Below are 18,908 nucleotides of genomic sequence, written 5' to 3' on the forward strand. Positions count from 1 at the left end.
CGTCCCACTCACCTGGCCGGTTCGATCCCGTATGCTGCGTATTGCGCCTTCAAATCAGGATTAAGCTGCAATGCATTGGCAATATCCTGATTTCCGCCTTTTTTGTCTCCTAATTTGATCCGCACAACCCCTCTCATAAAGCGGGTGGGCATCAGATCCGGGCTCGCTGCCAATGCCGCATTTAGATCGCGCAAGGCATCTTCAAATTTTCCCAACCGGTAATAGGCCACCGCACGGCTATCTAAAAATGGTGCGGACCAGTTCGATTTTTCAACTGCACCATTGCACGCATCCATAATTGAAGCGTCGACAACATTCCAAATACCGCCTTGCCAGCATATTGCATTCAGTAAGTGGGCATCTCCCGGTCTGCGGTCAGCCGCCTTGCGGACCATGCTCAGCCCCTCTTCCTTCTGGCCAGCCCACATCAACGCGGCGCCTTCCGTTTGCTGTGCGTCCGAGGGCGTTTCCGCATAATCGGCGTATTCACGGGCGGCAGCCAGACTTTCATCGTATCTGCCCATGCGGCCAAGTAACTCGGCTTGCGCTGGCAAACTTGCCCCCTTGCCATCAAGGGATTCCACCTGTCGATAATCCGCCAATGCCCCGGATAAGTTGCCCTGCGCCTGCCTCACCCGCGCACGATCATAATACATATCCGCTGTTGCGCCTTTGGCGATTGCCTGATCGAGATCGCTTTCCGCACCCGCCAACTCGCCAATGCCGGAACGGAAATTGGCACGATTCACATAACTGGCGGCCTGATCCTCGGGCTCCGAGGCTTGCGCGATCAGCTCGGCATAGGCCTTATCGAGCGGAACGAGCAGTTTCCGTTTAGGGCCTACGTAATCCCACTCCATTAGCGTGTCAGAATCAGCTTCGATCCGGGGAAGGTTATTGGACACAGCAGCATAGGCCCGCACCGCATCGGGAATCGCTGGTGCCGCCAGTTCATCCGCAGCTGAACGGACGGTTTGTCTTACCGCCATCCGATTGCCTGACAACGACGCATCCGAGGCAATCTCTATGCCCGCAATCGTAGTCTTGATCGCCTTATCGCCATGAAGAGAGAACCCTCTCCCCTGATGCGGCAGAATCACTGAAAACGTATAGTCGCTATAATTCGGACCATTGAGCAACAACGGAACGCCCCTCCACGCCTGCCTTGCGCGATCGGCATCGAAGGAAACATTGCTTACCGGAGCACCTGGCGGAACGAGTTGCATAATCTCGTCCTTCCGCTTCCACGGCGGCGTCAGAATTCCCTTTGCCTTTACATGGGCAAAGCCACTGACATCGTCGTACTCGATTGTCGCGCTGGTTGCCTGACTGCCTCCAATAGTCGGTGCGATCATCGAGAGAACAGCCGATCGCAGCGCATCGCCCTCCAACTGCTCGCTCGCAGTCCGCAAACTTGCCGCCATCGGACCGCTGAATGCAAAGTCGACGTCGTACATCGCCGGAACACGCACACCGACACTGCTGTCGTAGGTCAATACGATCTTGTGAAGGGGCGATTTTGGCAATCGCGGTGTAAGCGGTACAAGCTCCGCGCCATCTTTTCGCAACGCCAGGCCATTAAAGAACGGAGGCACGACATCGATATTGTCCCGGCGCGTTCCAATGCTTGTCCCATCCAGCCAGTAGTCCACTCCATCGATAACAGCATGGACGATGACGTGATCAAAGCCCCCGGGCATTGGCAGCAATTCGGGCAAAACGTCACCAGCGGCGCTACGCACGGCAAATGGTTCTGCATCGACACCCAACGCTCTCAACATCGACACCAGCAAGACCGTTTTCGCCTTGCAATCGCCGTACCTCTGTTCCCACGTCTCGTCCGGCGATTGAGGAATATAATTGCCGCCATCCATGCCATTGGCGAGGTAACTAATTTTATCCTGCACAAATCGCGTGGCCAATGCCGCCCGATCAAGTGGATCGCTGGTCTGCCGGGCTATCTCGGCCACTTGCTCTGCTAGCGGCCCGTCCTTCGCAAACCCTGTTTTCGGTTCGAAGACCGCCGCCATTGTCCGCGAGACTTCCGGCCAGTCGGCGAACGTTGTGGCCTGGAGAATAGACGGAAAATCATAACGCGCCGGAGCTGATGCCGCCACTTCGGGTCGTTTGGGCAATGGCAAAGGAATGGCAACGCTCGTCGTTTCGCCCTTTTCCACGGCTTTCAGGCCATCCGGTCCTTGAAAGGCAGCCCACTGGACCGGCTCCGACTTTGGCCAGGAAACGGTGACCTCGCCATTATCGATCTGAAAGGGTTTGACCGGCAATCCCGTGATGCTTTGCATCTCGGCACCTAGCGCCTGATCCGCTAAAGTGATGGTGTACGCGACACGCAGGACATCGCCGACCCTCATGCCGGGAACCGCCAGAGTTGCAGTTCGCCTGCCATCGACTGCTCTGCGCTCAAGATTTTGCTCGCGGCGAAGCACTTCGAATTTCGCACCTTGGGCGAGGAGGTCGATCACCTCTCCATCGCGCAACAACTCGATGCGATGAATGATCAAGTCGCCTTTATCGGGCATCCATTCCGCAGTGATGGTCCCAGCCTGTGTCAGCATCACTGGAGTGGACATGCGAATGGCACTGTCTTGATAGGTGGAGACCACCCCACCTTCCATGTGAACCTGAACATCATACAGAGCGAACGCTGGTCCTGCGCTTTTGGATGCGCCGAGCGTTTTGGGAGCGACCCACCCAGCAGGGGCTGCGTAAACAACTACATCCCCTGCCAAAACCGGCGCGGATACACAGGAAACCGCAGCCGCTGTCAGAAGCCAATTACAGAATCTCATCTCACCCCCAATAGTTCATTTAGGAAAGTGATAGAGCATTACATTCCCTTTCCGCAAATCAAAATCTTTCTATTTCATCACTTCCATCAAGTGCATTTATTTTAGTCCGTACAGTTTGTTTTCGGCAGCCAACAATTGAGATGTTCTTCAGTTAGTTACTGGCTCCAAACCGCATGTCGATGCAGCTCCCGCATCCAGATCGAGACAGCGACCGTCGATATCTCCTTGCGGAATGGTAACACCTACAAAGGGAGCCAGCGTCGGTTCGATATCGACCGTGCGAACTGACAGCGGCTGCTCGAACGGAGACAGACCTTTGCGCCAGAACAGGATCGGTACGCGACGATCATAGTCATAAGGCGAGCCGTGGGTGGCGACATAGCCCGGCCCCGGATGGGCGATAGGGGTGACAGCCTTTCGCAGCAGCACGATAATGTCGCCCGAACGCGGAGCGTAAAACGATGCACGGGCGCGTTCTTCCAGCGTCCATTCTTCCACTGGCCCGGTTGGCAAAGGCACTTGGGCCAGTTCACGCGCATCGAAAACAGCCGCAACCTGCGGATATTCCTTAAGGCGCGTAATTGCCGCAGCGCGGACTTTGTCTCTCATCTCGCCCGACAGATCGCGATTCAGATAGAAATCGCCAATCGGCCCCCGTGCGAGCAGCGGCTTCACTCCGTCTGACAGGCCAAGGTCGGCGGCAATCGCCGCGCCGATATCGTCCGCCGTCAGCTTGTCATCGATCCGGGTCGCGGAAGGATATGCCTGCATTGCCACCCGTTCCGGCAGATCGTGGCCGCCGTGGTCGGCCGTCAGCATGACCATGTAATCGATGCCCTTGGCATCAAGGAAAGAAAACAGCCCTTCCAGAGTCTGATCGAGCGACGCCTGCTGGATGCACATCTCCACCCCTTCGTTACCGAACGAATGGCCGATGTAATCGGTCGCAGACAGGCCAAGCGAAAGAACGTCAGGCACCTTGCCCTGCCCCAGCTTCATATCGTCGATCACTTGTTCGGCAACGCGCACCGTCCAAGCATCGAGTGCCGGGCTGGCACGAAATGCACCATCGACCGCCCCCGGGCGATTGAAATGATAGGTGCCGACCGTTCCGCCATCTTTCACCGGAATGGCCTGATTCAGATGGCGGCACGATTCCGGCACGCTCAGGCCATCGGGATCGGGAGCGGCAAAAACGGGGGCCAGTTCAGCGTTGATCCTCTCCACGCCGGGTTCGACGGTCCGCCCTTTGAGGGTTACAAAACGCCCCTTCTTCCAGAAATAGATCGCGTCGACATTGTTGCCGCCCATCATCAGGGCGGCCCGATCCTTGCCCGATACCGCGACATTGCGTGACGCGGGTGAAATTGCCTTGAGCCGTTCGCCAAGTGTAGGGACGAGCAGGTGCACAGCCGATTCGACATAATTGCGATGATCGGTCCCGGCCTCGCGCTCGTCTTCCGCGCAATATATTATCTTGTCTGCCCGTGCCGCGCTCTGATCGACCCAATCATTGGCGACGATACCGGTGCGCGCTGGATTCGAACCGGTCATGATGGTCGAGTGACCGGGGCAGGTTTCAGTCGCAGCATGGCTTTGATAGCCGGACGGGAACACGATCGCATTGGCGAGCCGTTTCAAGCCGCCAGTGTAAGTCTGGCGATACTGGGCGAACAGATCGGCCGAAAACTGATCGACGGAAATGGCGAGCACCAGCTTGGGCGGATCGTTATCCTCCGGGGTCGCAGGAGGTGTAGTTTCCTCTCCCAATCCCGGACTTGCTGCGAGAACTCCGAGAGATACCGCAACCGACAGAGCGAGCTTACGCGTTGTTTTCAAGGCAATCGACCTTTCAGGATTCCGAGAATCGGTGAATATAATTTCACCGTTCGGCGTATTAGATGACAGCAGCGTGTCGGTTGGCAACAGTCCTGTCGGCTTGCGGACTTGCCTTCATTGCCCTCCCCACCTAGCCGCAGCGGCAAAGCACACTCGCCACACACGGAGTCGACAATGGTCCCCCGCTACGCCCGCCCTGACATGACCGCCATCTGGGAACCAGAGGCACGCTATCGCATCTGGTTCGAAATCGAAGCGCACGCGACAGAAAAGCTGGGTGAGCTTGGAGTTGTTCCGCAAAGCGCCGCCAAGGCACTGTGGGACTGGTGGGCGACCAACCCCAAAATCGACGTGCCTGCGATCGACGCGATTGAGGCGGTGACCAAGCACGATGTCATCGCGTTTCTGACATGGGTTGCGGAACAGGTTGGTGACGAAGCACGCTTCATGCATCAGGGGATGACCAGTTCCGACGTGCTCGATACCACGCTGGCGGTGCAACTGGCACGAACGAGCGACATTCTGCTGGAAGACCTCGACTTGCTGCTGGCCGCTATCAAGCGCCGGGCGGAAGAGCATAAATACACACCGACAATCGGCCGTAGTCATGGCATTCACGCCGAACCGGTGACTTTTGGTCTGAAGCTGGCACAGGCATATGCGGAGTTCGCGCGCTGCCGCCAACGCCTTGTCAACGCACGCGCCGAAATCGCGACATGTGCGATCAGCGGGGCAGTGGGGACATTCGCCAACGTCAATCCACAGGTAGAGGCGCACGTCGCAGAGCGACTGGGCCTGGCGATAGAGCCGGTATCGACACAGGTTATCCCGCGTGACCGCCACGCGATGTTCTTTGCAACGCTGGCGGTAATTGCCGGATCGATAGAGCGCGTCGCAGTCGAGATTCGCCACCTCCAGCGTACCGAAGTTCTGGAGGCGGAAGAATATTTCTCACCCGGCCAGAAGGGGTCGAGCGCAATGCCGCACAAGCGCAACCCGATCCTGACAGAAAACCTCACCGGGCAGGCGCGGATGATCCGCGCCTATGCCTTGCCCGCGCTGGAAAATGTCGCCCTGTGGCACGAGCGGGACATCTCCCATTCTTCGGTCGAGCGCTTCATCGGGCCGGACGCGACCATCACTCTCGATTTCGCACTCGCGCGTCTGACGGGCGTGATCGACAAGTTGCTGGTCTATCCCGAACGGATGCAAAAGAATCTCGACCGTATGGGTGGGCTGGTTCACTCGCAACGCGTGCTACTGGCTCTGACGCAAGCAGGTGTCAGCCGCGAAGATGCCTATCGTCTGGTTCAGCGTAACGCGATGAAGGTATGGGAATCCGATGGCGCGTTGAGCCTCCTGGATCTGTTGAAAGCCGATCCCGAAGTAACGGCTGCACTTTCGGATGCTGAGCTGGAAGAAAGGTTCGATCTCGATTATCACTTCAAGGAAGTCGATACGATTTTCGAGCGGGTATTTGGATAACAGGAATGTCCGACCCGGAGCGCGATACGTGTTCCGGGCCGGGTTCTCTCCGCCCAATCTCAGGCATTTACCGCGCACTCGCGCCGCTCCGCAAAATCACGTTGGATTGAGCCTGTACCAATCCTGCGAGGGCGCCAGCTAATGCCCGCCCTTCCCTTCCGCCGCTCATCGCCCTAGAGACAGGGCAACGCCAATAACGCCGGGAAACCATATGCAGATCGTCCGTACACTCGTCTGGACTGTATTGCTGGTCCTTTTGCTGGCCTTCAGCTTCTTCAACTGGAAGCCGGTTGAGGTACAGATCTGGTCCAATCTGGTGCTCGAAACCAAAGTTCCTGCACTGGTGATCGTTTCGTTTCTGCTTGGGCTGGTGCCGATGTGGATGCTCCACCGCGGCGTCAAGTGGAGGTTGGGCCGCCGGATCGGCGCGCTGGAGACCGCAGCGCGCTCCAAGCTGACTCCGCCGCCTGCTCCCCCGGCACTCACACCAGCGGCAGTCTCGCCTACCGTAACGGAGCGAGACGAAGCGCCGGTTGCCACTGTCGACAAACCTGTTTCGCGGGACGATATTGTCGGATGACAAACCCGGTTTTCCTTGCCCTCGACATACCGCAAATCGATGCGGCAAAAGCTATGGCCGAAAAGGTCAAGGCGCATGTGGGCGGCTTCAAGCTCGGACTCGAGTTCTTCTGCGCGCACGGCCATCACGGTGTACGCGAAATCGCGCAGGTGGGTCTGCCGATTTTTCTTGACCTTAAACTGCACGACATTCCCAACACCGTCGCAGGGGCCATGCAATCGATCCATACGCTGGAACCTTCTATAGTGACCGTTCATGCCAGCGGCGGACGGGCCATGATGGAAGATGCAAAGGCAGCTGCGGGCGATGGCTGCAAGGTTGTCGCCGTCACCATGCTGACCAGCCTCAGCGGACCCGACCTCGAAAGAATGGGAATGGCTTCCAGTGTCGAGGATCAGGTACTGCGACTGGCAGAAATGGCGAATCTTGCGGGGCTTGATGGGATCGTATGTTCCGGTCACGAAGTAAGCGCCGTCCACAGCCAGTGGAAAGACGGTTTCTTCGTCGTCCCCGGCCTGCGCCCGGCAGGTGCCGCAGTGGGCGACCAGAAACGCGTAGTCACTCCACGCCAGGCGCGTGACGATGGCGCCGGGGTGCTCGTGATCGGCCGCCCGATTAGCCGCGCGGATGATCCGGTGGAAGCGGCTCGGACGATCGAAGCCACTCTCTGACAATCTTTTATCTGCGATGGACTACTCGCGATGACTGTCGCAATTCGACCTGCCACCGCTGACGATCTTCTATCGCTGCACGCTATGATCGAACGCGCCTATCGCGGGGATACCGCCCGGATGGGCTGGACGCACGAGGCCGATCTGCTCAGCGACACACGCACGGAACGGGGGGAACTTGAAGCGATTGTCGCTGATTCATCGCAACTCCTGCTGATGGTGCAGGATGCTGACGGCACCCCAATTGGTTGCGTCAATGTCGCCAAGCGCGATGCATCGCTCGCATATCTCGGAATGCTCTGCATCGAACCGGAGCGTCAGGCCCGTGGACTGGGCAGAGAAATGATCGCCGCGGCTGAGCGTTACGCACGCGATACCTTTGGCTGCACGACAATTGAAATGACAGTGCTCGAACAGCGGAGCGAACTCATCGCTTACTATCAGAGGCGCGGCTATGCCCGAACCGGCGAGCGGCGGGCTTTTCCCGTCCCCCTCGACCCTCCCTATTTTATGACAGTGCTGGCCAAGCCCCTGCTTCGCCCGTTAGAGAGCGATCATGCCTGATACGATGATAAAGATTTGCGGACTGAAAACGCCCGAAGCTGTCGACGCGGCGGTCGATGCCGGCGCCACCCACATTGGACTGGTCCACTTCGAACCCAGCCCGCGCCACGTTTCCCTCAACGATGCGGCCAAGCTGCGTCGGCGCGTACCCGACAGTGTCAAGGTGGTGCTGTTGCTGGTCAATATGCAGCCCGCCCCCACCGGAGAAGCGCTCGATGCCGTGCAGCCGGACGTGGTGCAATTTCATGGCAACGAGACGCCTGAATGGCTCGCTCTGGTCAAAGAAAAAACCCGATACGAAGTGTGGAAGGCATGGGGGCTGATGAACGCACAATCGCTGGAAAACGTTCTGGCGTATGAAAGTAAGGTTGACCGTGTTCTATATGACGCCCCGGCGAAGAAACTGCCCGGCGGCAATGGAGTGCCGCTCGACTGGTCATTGCTGCGCGAATACCATCACCGCATTGCATGGGGACTTGCAGGCGGATTGACGCCAGAAAACGTCGTCGACGCTATCCGCACGACCCACGCCCCTTTGGTGGACGCGTCGTCTGGGTTGGAAAGCGCGCCAGGCGTGAAGGATATCGACCGGATTACCGCATTCTGCCGTGCCGTGCGCGAAGCATGAACCAACCAAAATCCCAAAAACCATTTTTCCGGCATTGACCATCGGCACAAGCGTTAGCTTTCGTACGAAAGAACACCTGTGCCGATGGCGATCAGCAGACCATCAAAAAGCGAATCCGATCCCGGTGAGCACCATGTCACCCCGGTCGTTGAACATGTGGCGATATTCGCCCTTCAGATAAATGCTTCCAGTCAGCGCGCGTTGATAGCCTACACCGAGATGGGTTGCGCTCCCCGCTTCGGCATGGCTGAACCCACCGGTGACATAAGCCCGGCCATTAGCGGCAACCTTCGTACCCAAACGGCCGGACAGCGCCCAGACATACTCGCCCCCTCGGGATGTGGCCTTATCGACAGAACCTTCCACGCCGACAAACTGATTGGCACCAATTTGCCAGTTGCGGCCAACGGCAGCTCCAACGCTCGCTGAGTTAAAGCGCTCCTGCCAAACGTATCCGCCCCGAACTTCTGCATAGCTTTCACCAGCATGGGCCGGTGCAGCATATGCCATTGCAATACCCACAGAGGATAACGCCAATGATTTATTGTACATTTAGTATAAACTCCACATATATAATATAATTATCATTGCATAAATAAATGTATATTGATTGTTATTGTAAATATCAATCCATTTAAACGTTAATTATTGATAATTGCAGATACTGGCGTCATACCATTCCCGGCCCGCCCCACCCTTGCACACGCTGGACATGGTTCGCGCCCTCTGCCAAGCGCCAAACCAATCATGAGCACGATCGCAAACTCATTTCGCACCCAGCCCGACGATAGCGGGCACTATGGCCAGTTCGGCGGCCGCTACGTCGCGGAAACGCTGATGCCGCTGATCCTCGATCTGGAAAAACACTACCGCGCGGCAAAGGACGATCCTGCGTTTCAGGCCGAATTCGACGACTTGATGGAGCACTATGTCGGTCGCCCCAGTCCGCTCTATTTCGCGGAACGACTGACAGAGGCACTGGGCGGCGGGCAAATCTGGTTCAAGCGCGAGGAACTGAACCACACCGGCGCGCACAAGATCAACAATTGCATCGGGCAAATCCTGCTTGCAATCCGTATGGGCAAAACCCGGATTATTGCGGAGACCGGCGCGGGCCAGCATGGCGTTGCCACGGCCACCGTCTGCGCGCGGTTCGGGTTGCCCTGCACCATTTTCATGGGCGCCACCGATGTCGCCCGGCAACAACCGAATGTGTTCCGCATGAAGTTGCTGGGCGCGGAAGTGGTGCCGGTGGAAAGCGGCGCGGCCACGCTCAAGGATGCGATGAACGAAGCCCTGCGCCACTGGGTCGCCCATGTGGACGATACGTTTTACATTATCGGCACCGCAGCGGGCCCCCACCCCTACCCGGAACTGGTCCGCGATTTTCAAAGTGTGATCGGCAAGGAAGCCCGTGCTCAGCTGCTCTCCCGCACTGGTCAATTGCCCGACCTGCTGCTCGCCGCAGTCGGTGGCGGATCGAACGCCATCGGGCTGTTCCATCCGTTTCTTGACGATCCCGATGTAAAAATGATCGGGATCGAAGCTGCCGGACACGGCATCGAAAGTGGACAGCACGCTGCCAGCCTGACAGGCGGCTCGCCCGGCGTCCTCCACGGTAACAAGACTTATCTGCTACAGGACGAAGATGGGCAGATAACCGAAGCGCACTCGATCAGCGCCGGTCTCGACTATCCCGGTATCGGGCCGGAGCATTCGTGGCTCCACGAAAGCGGACGTGTGGAATATCTGCCGGTCACCGACGACGAAGCGCTGGATGCCTTCCAGACATGTTGCCGCCTCGAGGGCATCATCCCCGCGCTGGAAAGCGCGCATGCGCTCGCGGCTCTGCCCAAGGTGGTGAAGGATTATCGCGAGGACCAGATCATCCTCGTCAATGTGTCCGGGCGTGGAGACAAAGATATCTTCACCGTGGCCGATGCGCTGGGAGTGAAGATTTGAAGCGCGGAGCGATCATCGCCACAGCCGCTCCGAAGGTCGCGGTACGTAAACGCCGTCTTGGAATGACACTATGAATCGCATCGCCGCCACTTTCGCCAGACCTCACCCTGCCCTTGTCTGCTTCCTGACAGCTGGCGACGGAGATACCGCCGCCAACCTCGATGCGCTGGTTGCCGGTGGGGCCGACATAATCGAACTGGGAATGCCATTCACCGACCCGATGGCCGATGGTCCGGCGATCCAGAAGGCCAACCTCCGCAGTCTGGGTGCTGGAACGTCGACGGCGGACGTGCTTGCCATTGCGAGAGCATTTCGCCAACGGCACCCGGATACGCCTCTGGTGCTGATGGGGTATGCCAATCCAATGATCCGGCGCGGCCCCGAATGGTTCGCCCGCGCAGCAAACGAAGCGGGCGTGGATGGCGTGATCTGTGTCGACATCCCGCCCGAAGAGGACGCCGCACTCGGCCCCGCATTGCGCGACGTTGGCATTTCACCGATCCGTCTGGCCACACCGACAACCGATGATGCGCGATTGCCCGCCGTTCTCGATGGATCGAGCGGGTTTCTCTATTACGTCGCTGTTGCCGGAGTTACCGGAATGCAGCAGGCGGCGATCGAATCGATCGAAGCCAATGTGACGCGTATCAAGCAATCGGCCGATATCCCCGTTGCGGTCGGCTTCGGAGTGAGAACGCCCGAACAAGCGGCTGAGATCGCGCAAGTTGCCGATGGCGTCGTGGTCGGTTCCGCGCTGGTCGAGCTGGTTGAAAAATATGGTACAGAGGCACCGGAACATATCAGAACTCTCACCGCATCTCTGGCCGATGCGGTTCATGGCGCGCAGTAATCCGTCTTTCAGCAGAGCACGTGTTGCGCTAGGTCCGCGATGACGAGAAATCAAAAAGGTCGAATGAAATGAGCTGGCTCACCCGCGTCCGCAACTCGCTACCGTTCGTTGCCAAGCGCGAGACGCCTGACAACCTGTGGATCAAGTGCCCCAGTTGCCAGGAAATGCTCTTTGTAAAAGAGTACGAAGAGAACCTGTCGGTATGCCCGCGTTGTGGCCATCATGGCCGGATCAATGCCGATACGCGGCTGACGCAACTGCTCGACGAAGGGTTTGAACTCCTCCCCCAGCCCGAAGTGGGTGAAGATCCGCTCAAGTTCCGCGATACCAAGAAATACACCGACCGCATCAAACAGGCGCGCGCCAAGAACCCGTACCGCGATGCCTTCAGCGTCGGTTCGGGCTCGATCGACGGGCGCCCTGCCGTTGTAGGGGTTCAGGATTTCAGCTTCATGGGCGGCAGCATGGGTATGGCCGTAGGCGCTGCATTCTGCGCCGGCGCGGAAGAGGCGCTCTCTCGCGGCTGCGGCTACATCGTCTGCACTGCAGCCGGTGGCGCACGTATGCAGGAAGGTATCCTGAGCCTGATGCAGATGCCCAAAGCAACCGTGATGACTCGTCGATTGCGAGAGGCAGGATTGCCCTATATCGTCGTACTGACCGATCCCACGACAGGCGGCGTTACAGCCAGTTACGCCATGTTAGGCGACATTCATGTGGCCGAACCGGGCGCATTGATCGGATTTGCCGGGCAACGCGTGATTCAGGACACCATTCGCGAACAGTTGCCCGAAGGTTTCCAGCGCGCCGAATACCTGCATAAACATGGGATGGTCGATATGGTCGTTCCTCGTGCTGAGCTGAAAGAACGGCTCGCTACCTTGCTGGACTACCTCCAGCCCGCGAAGGCAGCATGACCCAGCCCCCTCTGCCGCATCGGAGGGGCTTGCAATGAAAGACATCGCAAAGTCAGACGACCCGTCGGTTCAGGCTCAGCTTGATCGGCTGGGGCAACTGTCCTTACCGCAAGGGCGGTTTGGGCTGGAAACGATCCGCGCATTGCTCGCCCGCCTTGGTGACCCGCAGAAATTTCTACCGCCAGTGTTCCATGTAGCGGGGACCAACGGCAAAGGATCGACCTGTACCTACCTGCGCTACATTCTCGAAGCGGAAGGTTTGACGGTTCACACCGCTACCAAGCCACACCTCGTGCGCTACAACGAGCGCATCCGGATCGCAGGCAACCTGATATCCAATGCCGAGTTGGCGGCGCTCTTGGCCGAAGTGCTGGACGCAAGCGATAGCCTGTCGCCCAGTTTCTTCGAAGTCACGACTGCGGCAACCTTCCTCGCTTTCTCCCGACATCCGGCCGATGCGTGCATTATCGAAGTCGGCCTTGGTGGCCGGTTCGATGCAACCAACGTAATCGATCAGCCTGCAGTATGCGGGATCGCAAGCCTGGGCATCGACCACGAAGCGTTTTTACTCGCCCCCGAAGAGGATACGCCTACCGAGCCGCTCGCTCGAATCGCGTTCGAAAAGGCAGGGATCGCTCGCGAGGGCGTACCGCTGGTCACACAGAAGTATCCTGCTGCCGCCGCACTCGCTGTGACGAAGACCGCGAACACCACCGGCGCCTTGCTGAAAATGCGTGGATATGAATGGGATATGCGCGCAGACGAAACACTCGAATATATGGACGCCGCAGGCACGCTGTCGCTTCCCCTGCCCGTTCTGTCCGGTGTCCATCAGGCTGACAACGCAGCACTCGCCATTGCTATGCTGCGTCATCAGAGCCGGGTAACTGTAAGCCCGGCCGCAATGCGTCAGGGCTTACGCGCTGCCCGCTGGCCCGCCCGGCTGCAACGCCTGTCTCACGGGCCGCTCGCTGCTCTGGTGCCGGGTCACGATCTGTGGCTCGACGGCGGGCATAACCCCGATGCGGGCGCTGCGATCGCTCGCTATTTCGCCGGGCCAGTGCATCTTGTTATCGGTATGCTGGCAAGCAAGGATCCCGAGGCAATCATCAACCCGCTCGCAGACAGGTTGGCGAGCCTCACTGTCGTCCCGATACCGGGCAGCGAAGCCCACGGCGCCAATGCCTTTGGCCCAACGGCGACGGCGGCAGCATCGGTTTCGGATGCGCTGGCCGCCATCGGTCCAGACCATATTCCCATTCTGATCGCCGGATCGCTTTATCTCGCAGGCGAAGTGCTGCGGCTGAACGGCGAATTGCCGGACTAAGCGGCCGAAGGAATTGGAGAGGAGGGCAAACCGCCCTCCCCCATCAATCGGACCCGCTGACGTAACACTTGCTTAGTCGAACACCGCCGGATCGTTGCGCGCATCGCCCGGGCCCACTTCACCAGCCGTGCCCATTGCCGCATCGACCAGCCCCGTCCGCATCATCCACCAGAACAGAACGATGCCCGGCAATGCCAGAACCGTGGTCAGCAGATAGAAATCAACATAGCCAAATGCTTCGATCAGGGAACCGGCTGTGGTGCCAGTGAGAAGCCTTCCCACCCCGCTCGCCGCTGCACTAATCAGCGCGTATTGTGCCGCGGTGAACCGAAGGTCGCACAGCGCCGAGAAGTAAGCGACCACCACAACACCGCCATATCCACTTGCGAAGTTTTCGAACCCGATCGCCCCTGCCATCCCGAGATTCGAATGCCCCGCAGCCGCGAGCAATGCGAAACTCAGGTTCGATACCGCCATCAGGATCAGAGCAATCAGCACCGAACGCTTGAGGCCCAGCTTGGCATATATAATTCCGCCTACAAACACGCCGATAATCAGCGCCCAGAAGCCCACGCCAACGTCGTACATCGCGATTTCATCGTTGCTGAACCCAAGATCGTCGAACAACAGGCGGAACGTCAGATTGGCCAGGGTGTCACCGATTTTGTGAACAAGAATAAATGCCAGCACCAGCCACGCGCCGCTGCGTCGGAAGAATTCCGCAAACGGCCCGGCAATCGAATGCCAGATTTCGTCCATCGAACGTTTTTGCACCACGACCTTACGCCGTTCCGGCTCGCCCAGGACCAGCCCGGTGATCATAGCGGGCAGAGCGAACACGGCGCACACCATATAGGCCACGCTCCACCCCATACGGCTGGCCACAACCAGCGCCAGTGCACCTGCCGCCGCGGCGCCGATACGCCAGCCATATTGGCTCATCCCCGAACCCGTGCCGAGCTGATAGGGTTTGAGCGTTTCGATCCGATAGGCGTCAATCACAATATCGAAACTGGCCCCGGCAAGGCCCAGAAGGACCGCGCTGGTCGCTGTCCAGTATATGTCCCCTTTAGGATCGGACAGAGCGAGATTGATCACCGCGGCGATCACCAGCAGCCCAGTCACGCACATCCACGATACGCGCTGCCCCATTGCGCCGATGACCGGCAAACGGACACCGTCTATAATCCACGCCCACAGCGGTTTGAGGTTATAAACGAAGAATGCCAGCGTGAACGCAGTGATAGTCGATTTCTCGATCCCATCCTGCGCCAGTCGCGTGGTCAGCGTCGAAGCCAGCAGCGCAAACGGAAAGCCGGACGACACGCCCAGAAAGAACGCCGCCAGCGACTCTTTCTCCAGATATGGCCGCACCGAATCCCACAGGCTGCGCCGTTCGTCGGATATCGTTTCGGCCATTCCCTAGCGTCCTTCACGTTTAACAGGTTTCGTGCGACACTTAGACCAACGAGAGAGGATTAAGGAAGCGTCGCAATGGCACAGACCATCACCGCTCCGGGGAAAAAACCCACAGCTGGCCAGCTTGCATTGGCTCAGGCCGTTGCGCGCGGAGAACAGCGCAGTGAAATCGGCGTCACATCGGTTCCGGCAGATGTCTATACCGACCCCGCGCATTTCGCGCGCGAGAAGGCGGCTTTGTTCGACCGACTGCCGCAGGTTATCGCGCCGAGCGCTCTGCTGCCCGAATCGGGTATGGTCGTGCCGCACGATGCCACCGGCCGGCAACTGCTGCTCACGCGGGATAAAGCGGGGCAGATACATGTGTTCCACAATGTCTGTCGGCACCGCGGAACCCGGCTGGTCGAAGGAACCGAGGCGCAGTGTGCCGCGCGGTTGGTGTGCCCATATCATGCGTGGACATATCGCCTCGATGGCGGGTTGATCGCCCTGCCCCGCCCGGAAACCTTTCCCGGCATGGACAAAAGCGAGTTCTCCCTTGTCGAACTGCCCAGTTGCGAAACTAGCGGACTGATCTGGTTTTCGCCATCCGACAGCGCCGATTTCACCCATGCCCGGCAGGTGGGCGACGACATGGCTGCGTTCGGGGCGCAGGACCATTTCCTGTTTCGGCGGAAAACGCACACCGTGCGCGGCAACTGGAAGCTCATCATGGATGCCTTCCTCGAAAGCTACCATGTGCTGCGTCTGCACGCGAAAACGATTGCGCCGTTTTTCAAAGATGGCGTGACCAGCGGCGATATGATCGGTCCCCATGCCCGCTCTGCGGTTGGCCGGGCGGAGGAACTGGATGGAGTGGACCTGACCGATATGGCAGCGGTGCGCCGGTTCGTGACATTCGCGTACCAGCTATTGCCCGCGACCGTGATCATCCCCAGCCCCGACTATATCAACGTGATGGTCCTGATGCCGCAGGCACACGATTGTACGCTGGTGGAAGACTTCATGCTGATCCCCGAAGCGCCCGCGTCCAACAAGGCGCGCGACCATTGGGAACGCAGCTGGGCCTTGCTCGACGGCGGGGTATTCGCCAGCGAAGATTTCCGCGCAGCCGAGCTGGGACAGCAAGGTCTGGAGACTGGCGTAGTCAGCGAAATCACTCTCGGCACACTGGAAACCGGCATCCACCGCTTCCACCAGACGGTGAGCGAGGCGTTGCGCGCAGCCAATTGAAGGCCTAACGCGCGCGCCATGTCACAGTCGGACCGGCCTCAGGGCGAACGCATCGCAAAACTCCTCGCCCGCGCGGGTGTCGCCAGTCGGCGCGAGGTCGAACGTATGATCGAGGCAGGGCGTGTCGCGATCGACGGCAAAGTGCTGGAAACCCCGGCCACGATCATCCCCAATCTCAAAGGGGTAACGGTCGATGGCAAGCCGGTGGGCCGCGCCGAACCAACCCGCGTGTTCGCCTTCCACAAGCCCACCGGGCTTATCACCGCCGAATACGATCCCAAAGGGCGCCCGACAATTTATGCCGCACTGCGTAACGCGCTACCCAAAGGCACTCCGCGACTAATGCCGATCGGGCGGCTCGACATGAATACCGAAGGTCTGCTGCTGCTGACCAACGATGGCGAATTGAAACGGGCGCTGGAACTGCCGTCGTCGAATGTGCCCCGCACATATCGCGCCCGCGCGTTCGGCGATGTGACACAGGATCAACTGGAAGCGCTGATCGAAGGCGTCACTATCGACGGGATGCATTATGGCCGGATCGATGCCGATATGGAAAGGCGCACCGGCCGCAACCAGTGGATCGTGATGAGCATTACCGAAGGCAAGAACCGCGAAGTGCGCCGTGTGCTCGAACATCTGGGTCTGGAAGTGAGCCGGCTGATCCGGGTCGGCTACGGCCCGTTCGAACTGGGCGATATGCCACGCGGCACAGCGGTGGAGATTCCGCAGGTTCAGGTCGAACGACTCCGCAAACAGCTAAGCCGCGAAAAGAAATGAGGATCGTTGCTGGCGAATGGCGCGGTCGCAAGCTGATTGCGCCCAAAGGGGAGGCCACCCGGCCCACCGCCGATCGGACACGCGAAACGCTGTTCAATATGCTCTCCAGCCGGGTTGGCGATTTCGAAGGACTGGTCGTGGTCGACCTTTTCGCCGGCTCGGGCGCATTGGGCCTGGAGGCTCTTTCGCGCGGTGCCGCATCGTGCCTGTTCGTGGAGCAGGACGATGCCGCGTTGAAGGCAATCCGTGCGAATATCGCGTCGCTCGATGCCCGCCCCCGCTGTGAAGTGCGCGCCGGTTCGGTCATGGCCCTTGGTCCGGCGAAGAAACCTTACGATCTGATCCTCCTCGACCCGCCCTACGAAACAAGCGCGGGTGCGGTTGCGCTCGACCGGTTGCACCGGCTGGGTTGGATTGGCGAAGCGACATGGGTCGCTCTGGAAACCGGTGCGAAGGAAGATCCGGCAGTGAAGTCACTGGCGTTGAACACCACCCGCAAAGTAGGGCGCGCCGCGCTGCATCTGCTGCACGGCGCGCCCTGAGCGATTAAGCAATTTTAGTTGGCGTCAGGCGTTTCGCCGCTGTCGCTGGGCGGCGCGTCGAGCGCTTCCGCACGGGATTCGAACTGCTCCCAGGCAGCTTCCCGCTGGCTTTCGGGCACGGACATCAATGCCGAACGACTGTCGGGCGCAAGTCGCAGGAACGCTTCCTTGCGATTATCGGCCAGTGTCCAGAAATATGTCTGCTCCTCCGCGCCAAGGCTATCGTAAGCCGCGCGACCCTGAGGCGTCCATGCATCGTATGCAGCCTTCTGTTCGGCGGTCATACCGCTGGCGTCGGCAGGCGCCTCGGCTGCGGGTGCGTCTGGCGCAGTATCGACATCCTGCGCCAGAACGGAAGCGCCCGGAAGGGCAATAGCGGCGACCATCAGTGTTTTGACTATATTACGCATTATTAACTCCTAATTCTGCGTAACGAACACTCAGTCTTCACCCCACCCGTGAAGACCCACTCTGTTTGGCCTTTGATGGCAGAAACCTCAATCAGTAGGCTGATCGGCCCACCGCACCCCTCAGTCCAACAGTCGGCTACCGTGGCATTTATGCGTTCAAACGAAAACGGCGCCTCCCTTATTAGGAAGCGCCGCCCTCTCCATCAGTCTCAAGCGACTGAAACGGATTTTACTTTTTCATTTCGCTCGCGGGCTTGCCCGGCCACTTGTTTAGCGGCCTGGTTACACCTTTACCGCGTTTACCGGCCTCCCACGCGTTGATGCAGTTATCCTGCTGATTTTTGGAACACACAGGTAAATCGCCACTGGGCGGGTTGGTATCGGCGGGCGTGCTCTGCACCACTTCGTTACTTACGAAGCGCGGCGCGGCGGTGCTGCCCGTGGCAGCGGCGGTCGTGGCGGCAGCCGCGGTGCCCGATGCGGCCGGAGGGGGTGCGCCGTTCATCTGCGCGGTGATCGAAGTCCACGCGGCGGCCTGTTGCTCAGGCGTCATGACCAGAACTTTGCCGCGCTGATCGGGGGTCAGCACCCACCAGCCATCCTGCTGAACCGGAGTGAGCGTCCAGTAATAGACCTTATAGTTGTCCGGCCAGCCATCGTAATCTGTCTGGCGCTCGGCGGGCCAGCCGTCATAGGCCGCCTGCTGCGTATCGGTCATCACAAAGACATCGCCGCTGGCGTCTGTGGCGACAACGGTTTCATCCTGGGCAAAAGCCACCGTGGCGGGCATCGCCAGAGCAAGTGCTGCGGCGGTTGCAATCAATGTGCTCTTCATAGGTCAATTCTCCGCTTATTGCATTGCCCCCACTACGTTTTGCTGCATAAGCGGTT

Annotated in this window: 18 protein-coding genes; 12 read left to right on the forward strand and 6 right to left on the reverse strand. The window is 59.1% G+C overall.

The genetic code is table 11. From position 1 onward, the window contains the following. Positions 1–8: 8 nt before the first annotated feature. Both CV013_RS05155 and CV013_RS05160 read right to left on the reverse strand, forming a co-directional pair. Positions 9–2,810, reverse strand: a complete 2,802-nt coding sequence (locus CV013_RS05155) for a DUF3857 domain-containing protein (RefSeq protein WP_102154186.1) — start codon at positions 2,808–2,810, stop codon at positions 9–11. A 147-nt stretch (positions 2,811–2,957) separates the two neighbouring features. Then, positions 2,958–4,649: an alkaline phosphatase family protein gene (locus CV013_RS05160; protein ID WP_102154548.1), complete on the reverse strand. Its 1,692-nt coding sequence runs from the start codon at positions 4,647–4,649 to the stop codon at positions 2,958–2,960. A gap of 174 nt (positions 4,650–4,823) precedes the next feature. On the opposite strand from CV013_RS05160, the gene purB reads away from it, so the two are divergent. From purB to CV013_RS05185, 5 genes are all read left to right on the forward strand, one after another. Beyond that, positions 4,824–6,134, forward strand: coding sequence for an adenylosuccinate lyase (gene purB / locus CV013_RS05165; RefSeq protein ID WP_102154187.1), 1,311 nt, complete (start codon positions 4,824–4,826; stop codon positions 6,132–6,134). Positions 6,135–6,345: 211 nt separating this feature from the next. Next, positions 6,346–6,714 (forward strand): hypothetical protein, encoded by a 369-nt coding sequence (locus CV013_RS05170; protein WP_102154188.1) that lies wholly within the window; start codon positions 6,346–6,348, stop codon positions 6,712–6,714. Next, positions 6,711–7,385: an orotidine-5'-phosphate decarboxylase gene (gene pyrF, locus CV013_RS05175; protein WP_102154189.1), complete on the forward strand. Its 675-nt coding sequence runs from the start codon at positions 6,711–6,713 to the stop codon at positions 7,383–7,385. Before CV013_RS05170 ends, pyrF begins: the two co-directional genes overlap by 4 nt. 30 nt (positions 7,386–7,415) lie before the next feature. After that, the gene (locus CV013_RS05180; RefSeq protein WP_102154190.1) at positions 7,416–7,949 is read left to right on the forward strand and encodes a GNAT family N-acetyltransferase; all 534 of its coding nucleotides are present in this window, start codon (positions 7,416–7,418) and stop codon (positions 7,947–7,949) included. Then, positions 7,942–8,577 (forward strand): phosphoribosylanthranilate isomerase, encoded by a 636-nt coding sequence (locus CV013_RS05185; RefSeq protein ID WP_102154191.1) that lies wholly within the window; start codon positions 7,942–7,944, stop codon positions 8,575–8,577. Before CV013_RS05180 ends, CV013_RS05185 begins: the two co-directional genes overlap by 8 nt. 102 nt (positions 8,578–8,679) lie before the next feature. Here CV013_RS05185 and CV013_RS05190 read toward each other — a convergent pair whose 3' ends face one another. Next, positions 8,680–9,087 carry a hypothetical protein gene (locus CV013_RS05190; protein WP_102154192.1) on the reverse strand — a complete coding sequence of 136 codons (408 nt, stop codon included), beginning with the start codon at positions 9,085–9,087 and terminating at the stop codon, positions 8,680–8,682. A 237-nt stretch (positions 9,088–9,324) separates the two neighbouring features. Here CV013_RS05190 and trpB point away from each other — a divergent pair, with 237 nt between their 5' ends. From trpB to CV013_RS05210, 4 genes are all read left to right on the forward strand, one after another. Next, complete coding sequence (trpB, locus tag CV013_RS05195; RefSeq protein WP_102154193.1) at positions 9,325–10,539, forward strand: tryptophan synthase subunit beta; 1,215 nt, start codon at positions 9,325–9,327, stop codon at positions 10,537–10,539. A 70-nt stretch (positions 10,540–10,609) separates the two neighbouring features. Next, positions 10,610–11,389: a tryptophan synthase subunit alpha gene (gene trpA / locus CV013_RS05200; protein ID WP_102154194.1), complete on the forward strand. Its 780-nt coding sequence runs from the start codon at positions 10,610–10,612 to the stop codon at positions 11,387–11,389. 68 nt (positions 11,390–11,457) lie between these two features. After that, positions 11,458–12,306 carry an acetyl-CoA carboxylase, carboxyltransferase subunit beta gene (gene accD, locus CV013_RS05205; protein WP_102154195.1) on the forward strand — a complete coding sequence of 283 codons (849 nt, stop codon included), beginning with the start codon at positions 11,458–11,460 and terminating at the stop codon, positions 12,304–12,306. 34 nt (positions 12,307–12,340) lie between these two features. Then, a complete protein-coding gene (locus CV013_RS05210) occupies positions 12,341–13,633 on the forward strand; it encodes a bifunctional folylpolyglutamate synthase/dihydrofolate synthase (RefSeq protein ID WP_102154196.1) in 1,293 nt (430 codons plus the stop codon). Between the two features lie 72 nt (positions 13,634–13,705). Here the strand turns inward: CV013_RS05210 and CV013_RS05215 are convergent, their stop codons facing one another. Next, the gene (locus CV013_RS05215) at positions 13,706–15,052 is read right to left on the reverse strand and encodes an AmpG family muropeptide MFS transporter (protein ID WP_102154197.1); all 1,347 of its coding nucleotides are present in this window, start codon (positions 15,050–15,052) and stop codon (positions 13,706–13,708) included. 75 nt (positions 15,053–15,127) lie between these two features. Here CV013_RS05215 and CV013_RS05220 point away from each other — a divergent pair, with 75 nt between their 5' ends. From CV013_RS05220 to rsmD, 3 genes are read left to right on the forward strand one after another with little or no spacing between them, the layout of a single operon-like run. Then, complete coding sequence (locus tag CV013_RS05220; protein ID WP_102154198.1) at positions 15,128–16,285, forward strand: aromatic ring-hydroxylating oxygenase subunit alpha; 1,158 nt, start codon at positions 15,128–15,130, stop codon at positions 16,283–16,285. Positions 16,286–16,303: 18 nt separating this feature from the next. Beyond that, a complete protein-coding gene (locus CV013_RS05225; RefSeq protein WP_102154199.1) occupies positions 16,304–17,065 on the forward strand; it encodes a pseudouridine synthase in 762 nt (253 codons plus the stop codon). Further along, a complete protein-coding gene (gene rsmD / locus CV013_RS05230; protein ID WP_102154200.1) occupies positions 17,062–17,607 on the forward strand; it encodes a 16S rRNA (guanine(966)-N(2))-methyltransferase RsmD in 546 nt (181 codons plus the stop codon). Before CV013_RS05225 ends, rsmD begins: the two co-directional genes overlap by 4 nt. A gap of 14 nt (positions 17,608–17,621) precedes the next feature. Here the strand turns inward: rsmD and CV013_RS05235 are convergent, their stop codons facing one another. Both CV013_RS05235 and CV013_RS05240 read right to left on the reverse strand, forming a co-directional pair. Continuing rightward, positions 17,622–18,017: a hypothetical protein gene (locus CV013_RS05235; protein ID WP_102154201.1), complete on the reverse strand. Its 396-nt coding sequence runs from the start codon at positions 18,015–18,017 to the stop codon at positions 17,622–17,624. Positions 18,018–18,246: 229 nt separating this feature from the next. Then, positions 18,247–18,852, reverse strand: a complete 606-nt coding sequence (locus tag CV013_RS05240; RefSeq protein ID WP_102154202.1) for a hypothetical protein — start codon at positions 18,850–18,852, stop codon at positions 18,247–18,249. Positions 18,853–18,908: the final 56 nt, after the last annotated feature.

Source organism: Tsuneonella flava (genome assembly GCF_002870965.1).
In the GTDB taxonomy this organism is placed as follows: Bacteria; Pseudomonadota; Alphaproteobacteria; order Sphingomonadales; family Sphingomonadaceae; genus Tsuneonella; species Tsuneonella flava.

Bases quoted from the DNA above. Each gene is read 5' to 3' on its own strand.
- purB (WP_102154187.1), top strand. From the start codon at position 4,824: ATGGTCCCCCGCTACGCCCGCCCTGACATGACCGCCATCTGGGAACCA.
- trpA (WP_102154194.1), top strand. From the start codon at position 10,610: ATGAATCGCATCGCCGCCACTTTCGCCAGACCTCACCCTGCCCTTGTC.
- CV013_RS05225 (WP_102154199.1), top strand. From the start codon at position 16,304: ATGTCACAGTCGGACCGGCCTCAGGGCGAACGCATCGCAAAACTCCTC.
- rsmD (WP_102154200.1), top strand. From the start codon at position 17,062: ATGAGGATCGTTGCTGGCGAATGGCGCGGTCGCAAGCTGATTGCGCCC.
- CV013_RS05235 (WP_102154201.1), bottom strand. From the start codon at position 18,017: ATGCGTAATATAGTCAAAACACTGATGGTCGCCGCTATTGCCCTTCCG.
- pyrF (WP_102154189.1), top strand. From the start codon at position 6,711: ATGACAAACCCGGTTTTCCTTGCCCTCGACATACCGCAAATCGATGCG.
- CV013_RS05240 (WP_102154202.1), bottom strand. From the start codon at position 18,852: ATGAAGAGCACATTGATTGCAACCGCCGCAGCACTTGCTCTGGCGATG.
- accD (WP_102154195.1), top strand. From the start codon at position 11,458: ATGAGCTGGCTCACCCGCGTCCGCAACTCGCTACCGTTCGTTGCCAAG.
- trpB (WP_102154193.1), top strand. From the start codon at position 9,325: ATGAGCACGATCGCAAACTCATTTCGCACCCAGCCCGACGATAGCGGG.
- CV013_RS05220 (WP_102154198.1), top strand. From the start codon at position 15,128: ATGGCACAGACCATCACCGCTCCGGGGAAAAAACCCACAGCTGGCCAG.
- CV013_RS05155 (WP_102154186.1), bottom strand. From the start codon at position 2,810: ATGAGATTCTGTAATTGGCTTCTGACAGCGGCTGCGGTTTCCTGTGTA.
- CV013_RS05210 (WP_102154196.1), top strand. From the start codon at position 12,341: ATGAAAGACATCGCAAAGTCAGACGACCCGTCGGTTCAGGCTCAGCTT.
- CV013_RS05190 (WP_102154192.1), bottom strand. From the start codon at position 9,087: ATGGCATATGCTGCACCGGCCCATGCTGGTGAAAGCTATGCAGAAGTT.
- CV013_RS05170 (WP_102154188.1), top strand. From the start codon at position 6,346: ATGCAGATCGTCCGTACACTCGTCTGGACTGTATTGCTGGTCCTTTTG.
- CV013_RS05185 (WP_102154191.1), top strand. From the start codon at position 7,942: ATGCCTGATACGATGATAAAGATTTGCGGACTGAAAACGCCCGAAGCT.
- CV013_RS05215 (WP_102154197.1), bottom strand. From the start codon at position 15,052: ATGGCCGAAACGATATCCGACGAACGGCGCAGCCTGTGGGATTCGGTG.
- CV013_RS05180 (WP_102154190.1), top strand. From the start codon at position 7,416: ATGACTGTCGCAATTCGACCTGCCACCGCTGACGATCTTCTATCGCTG.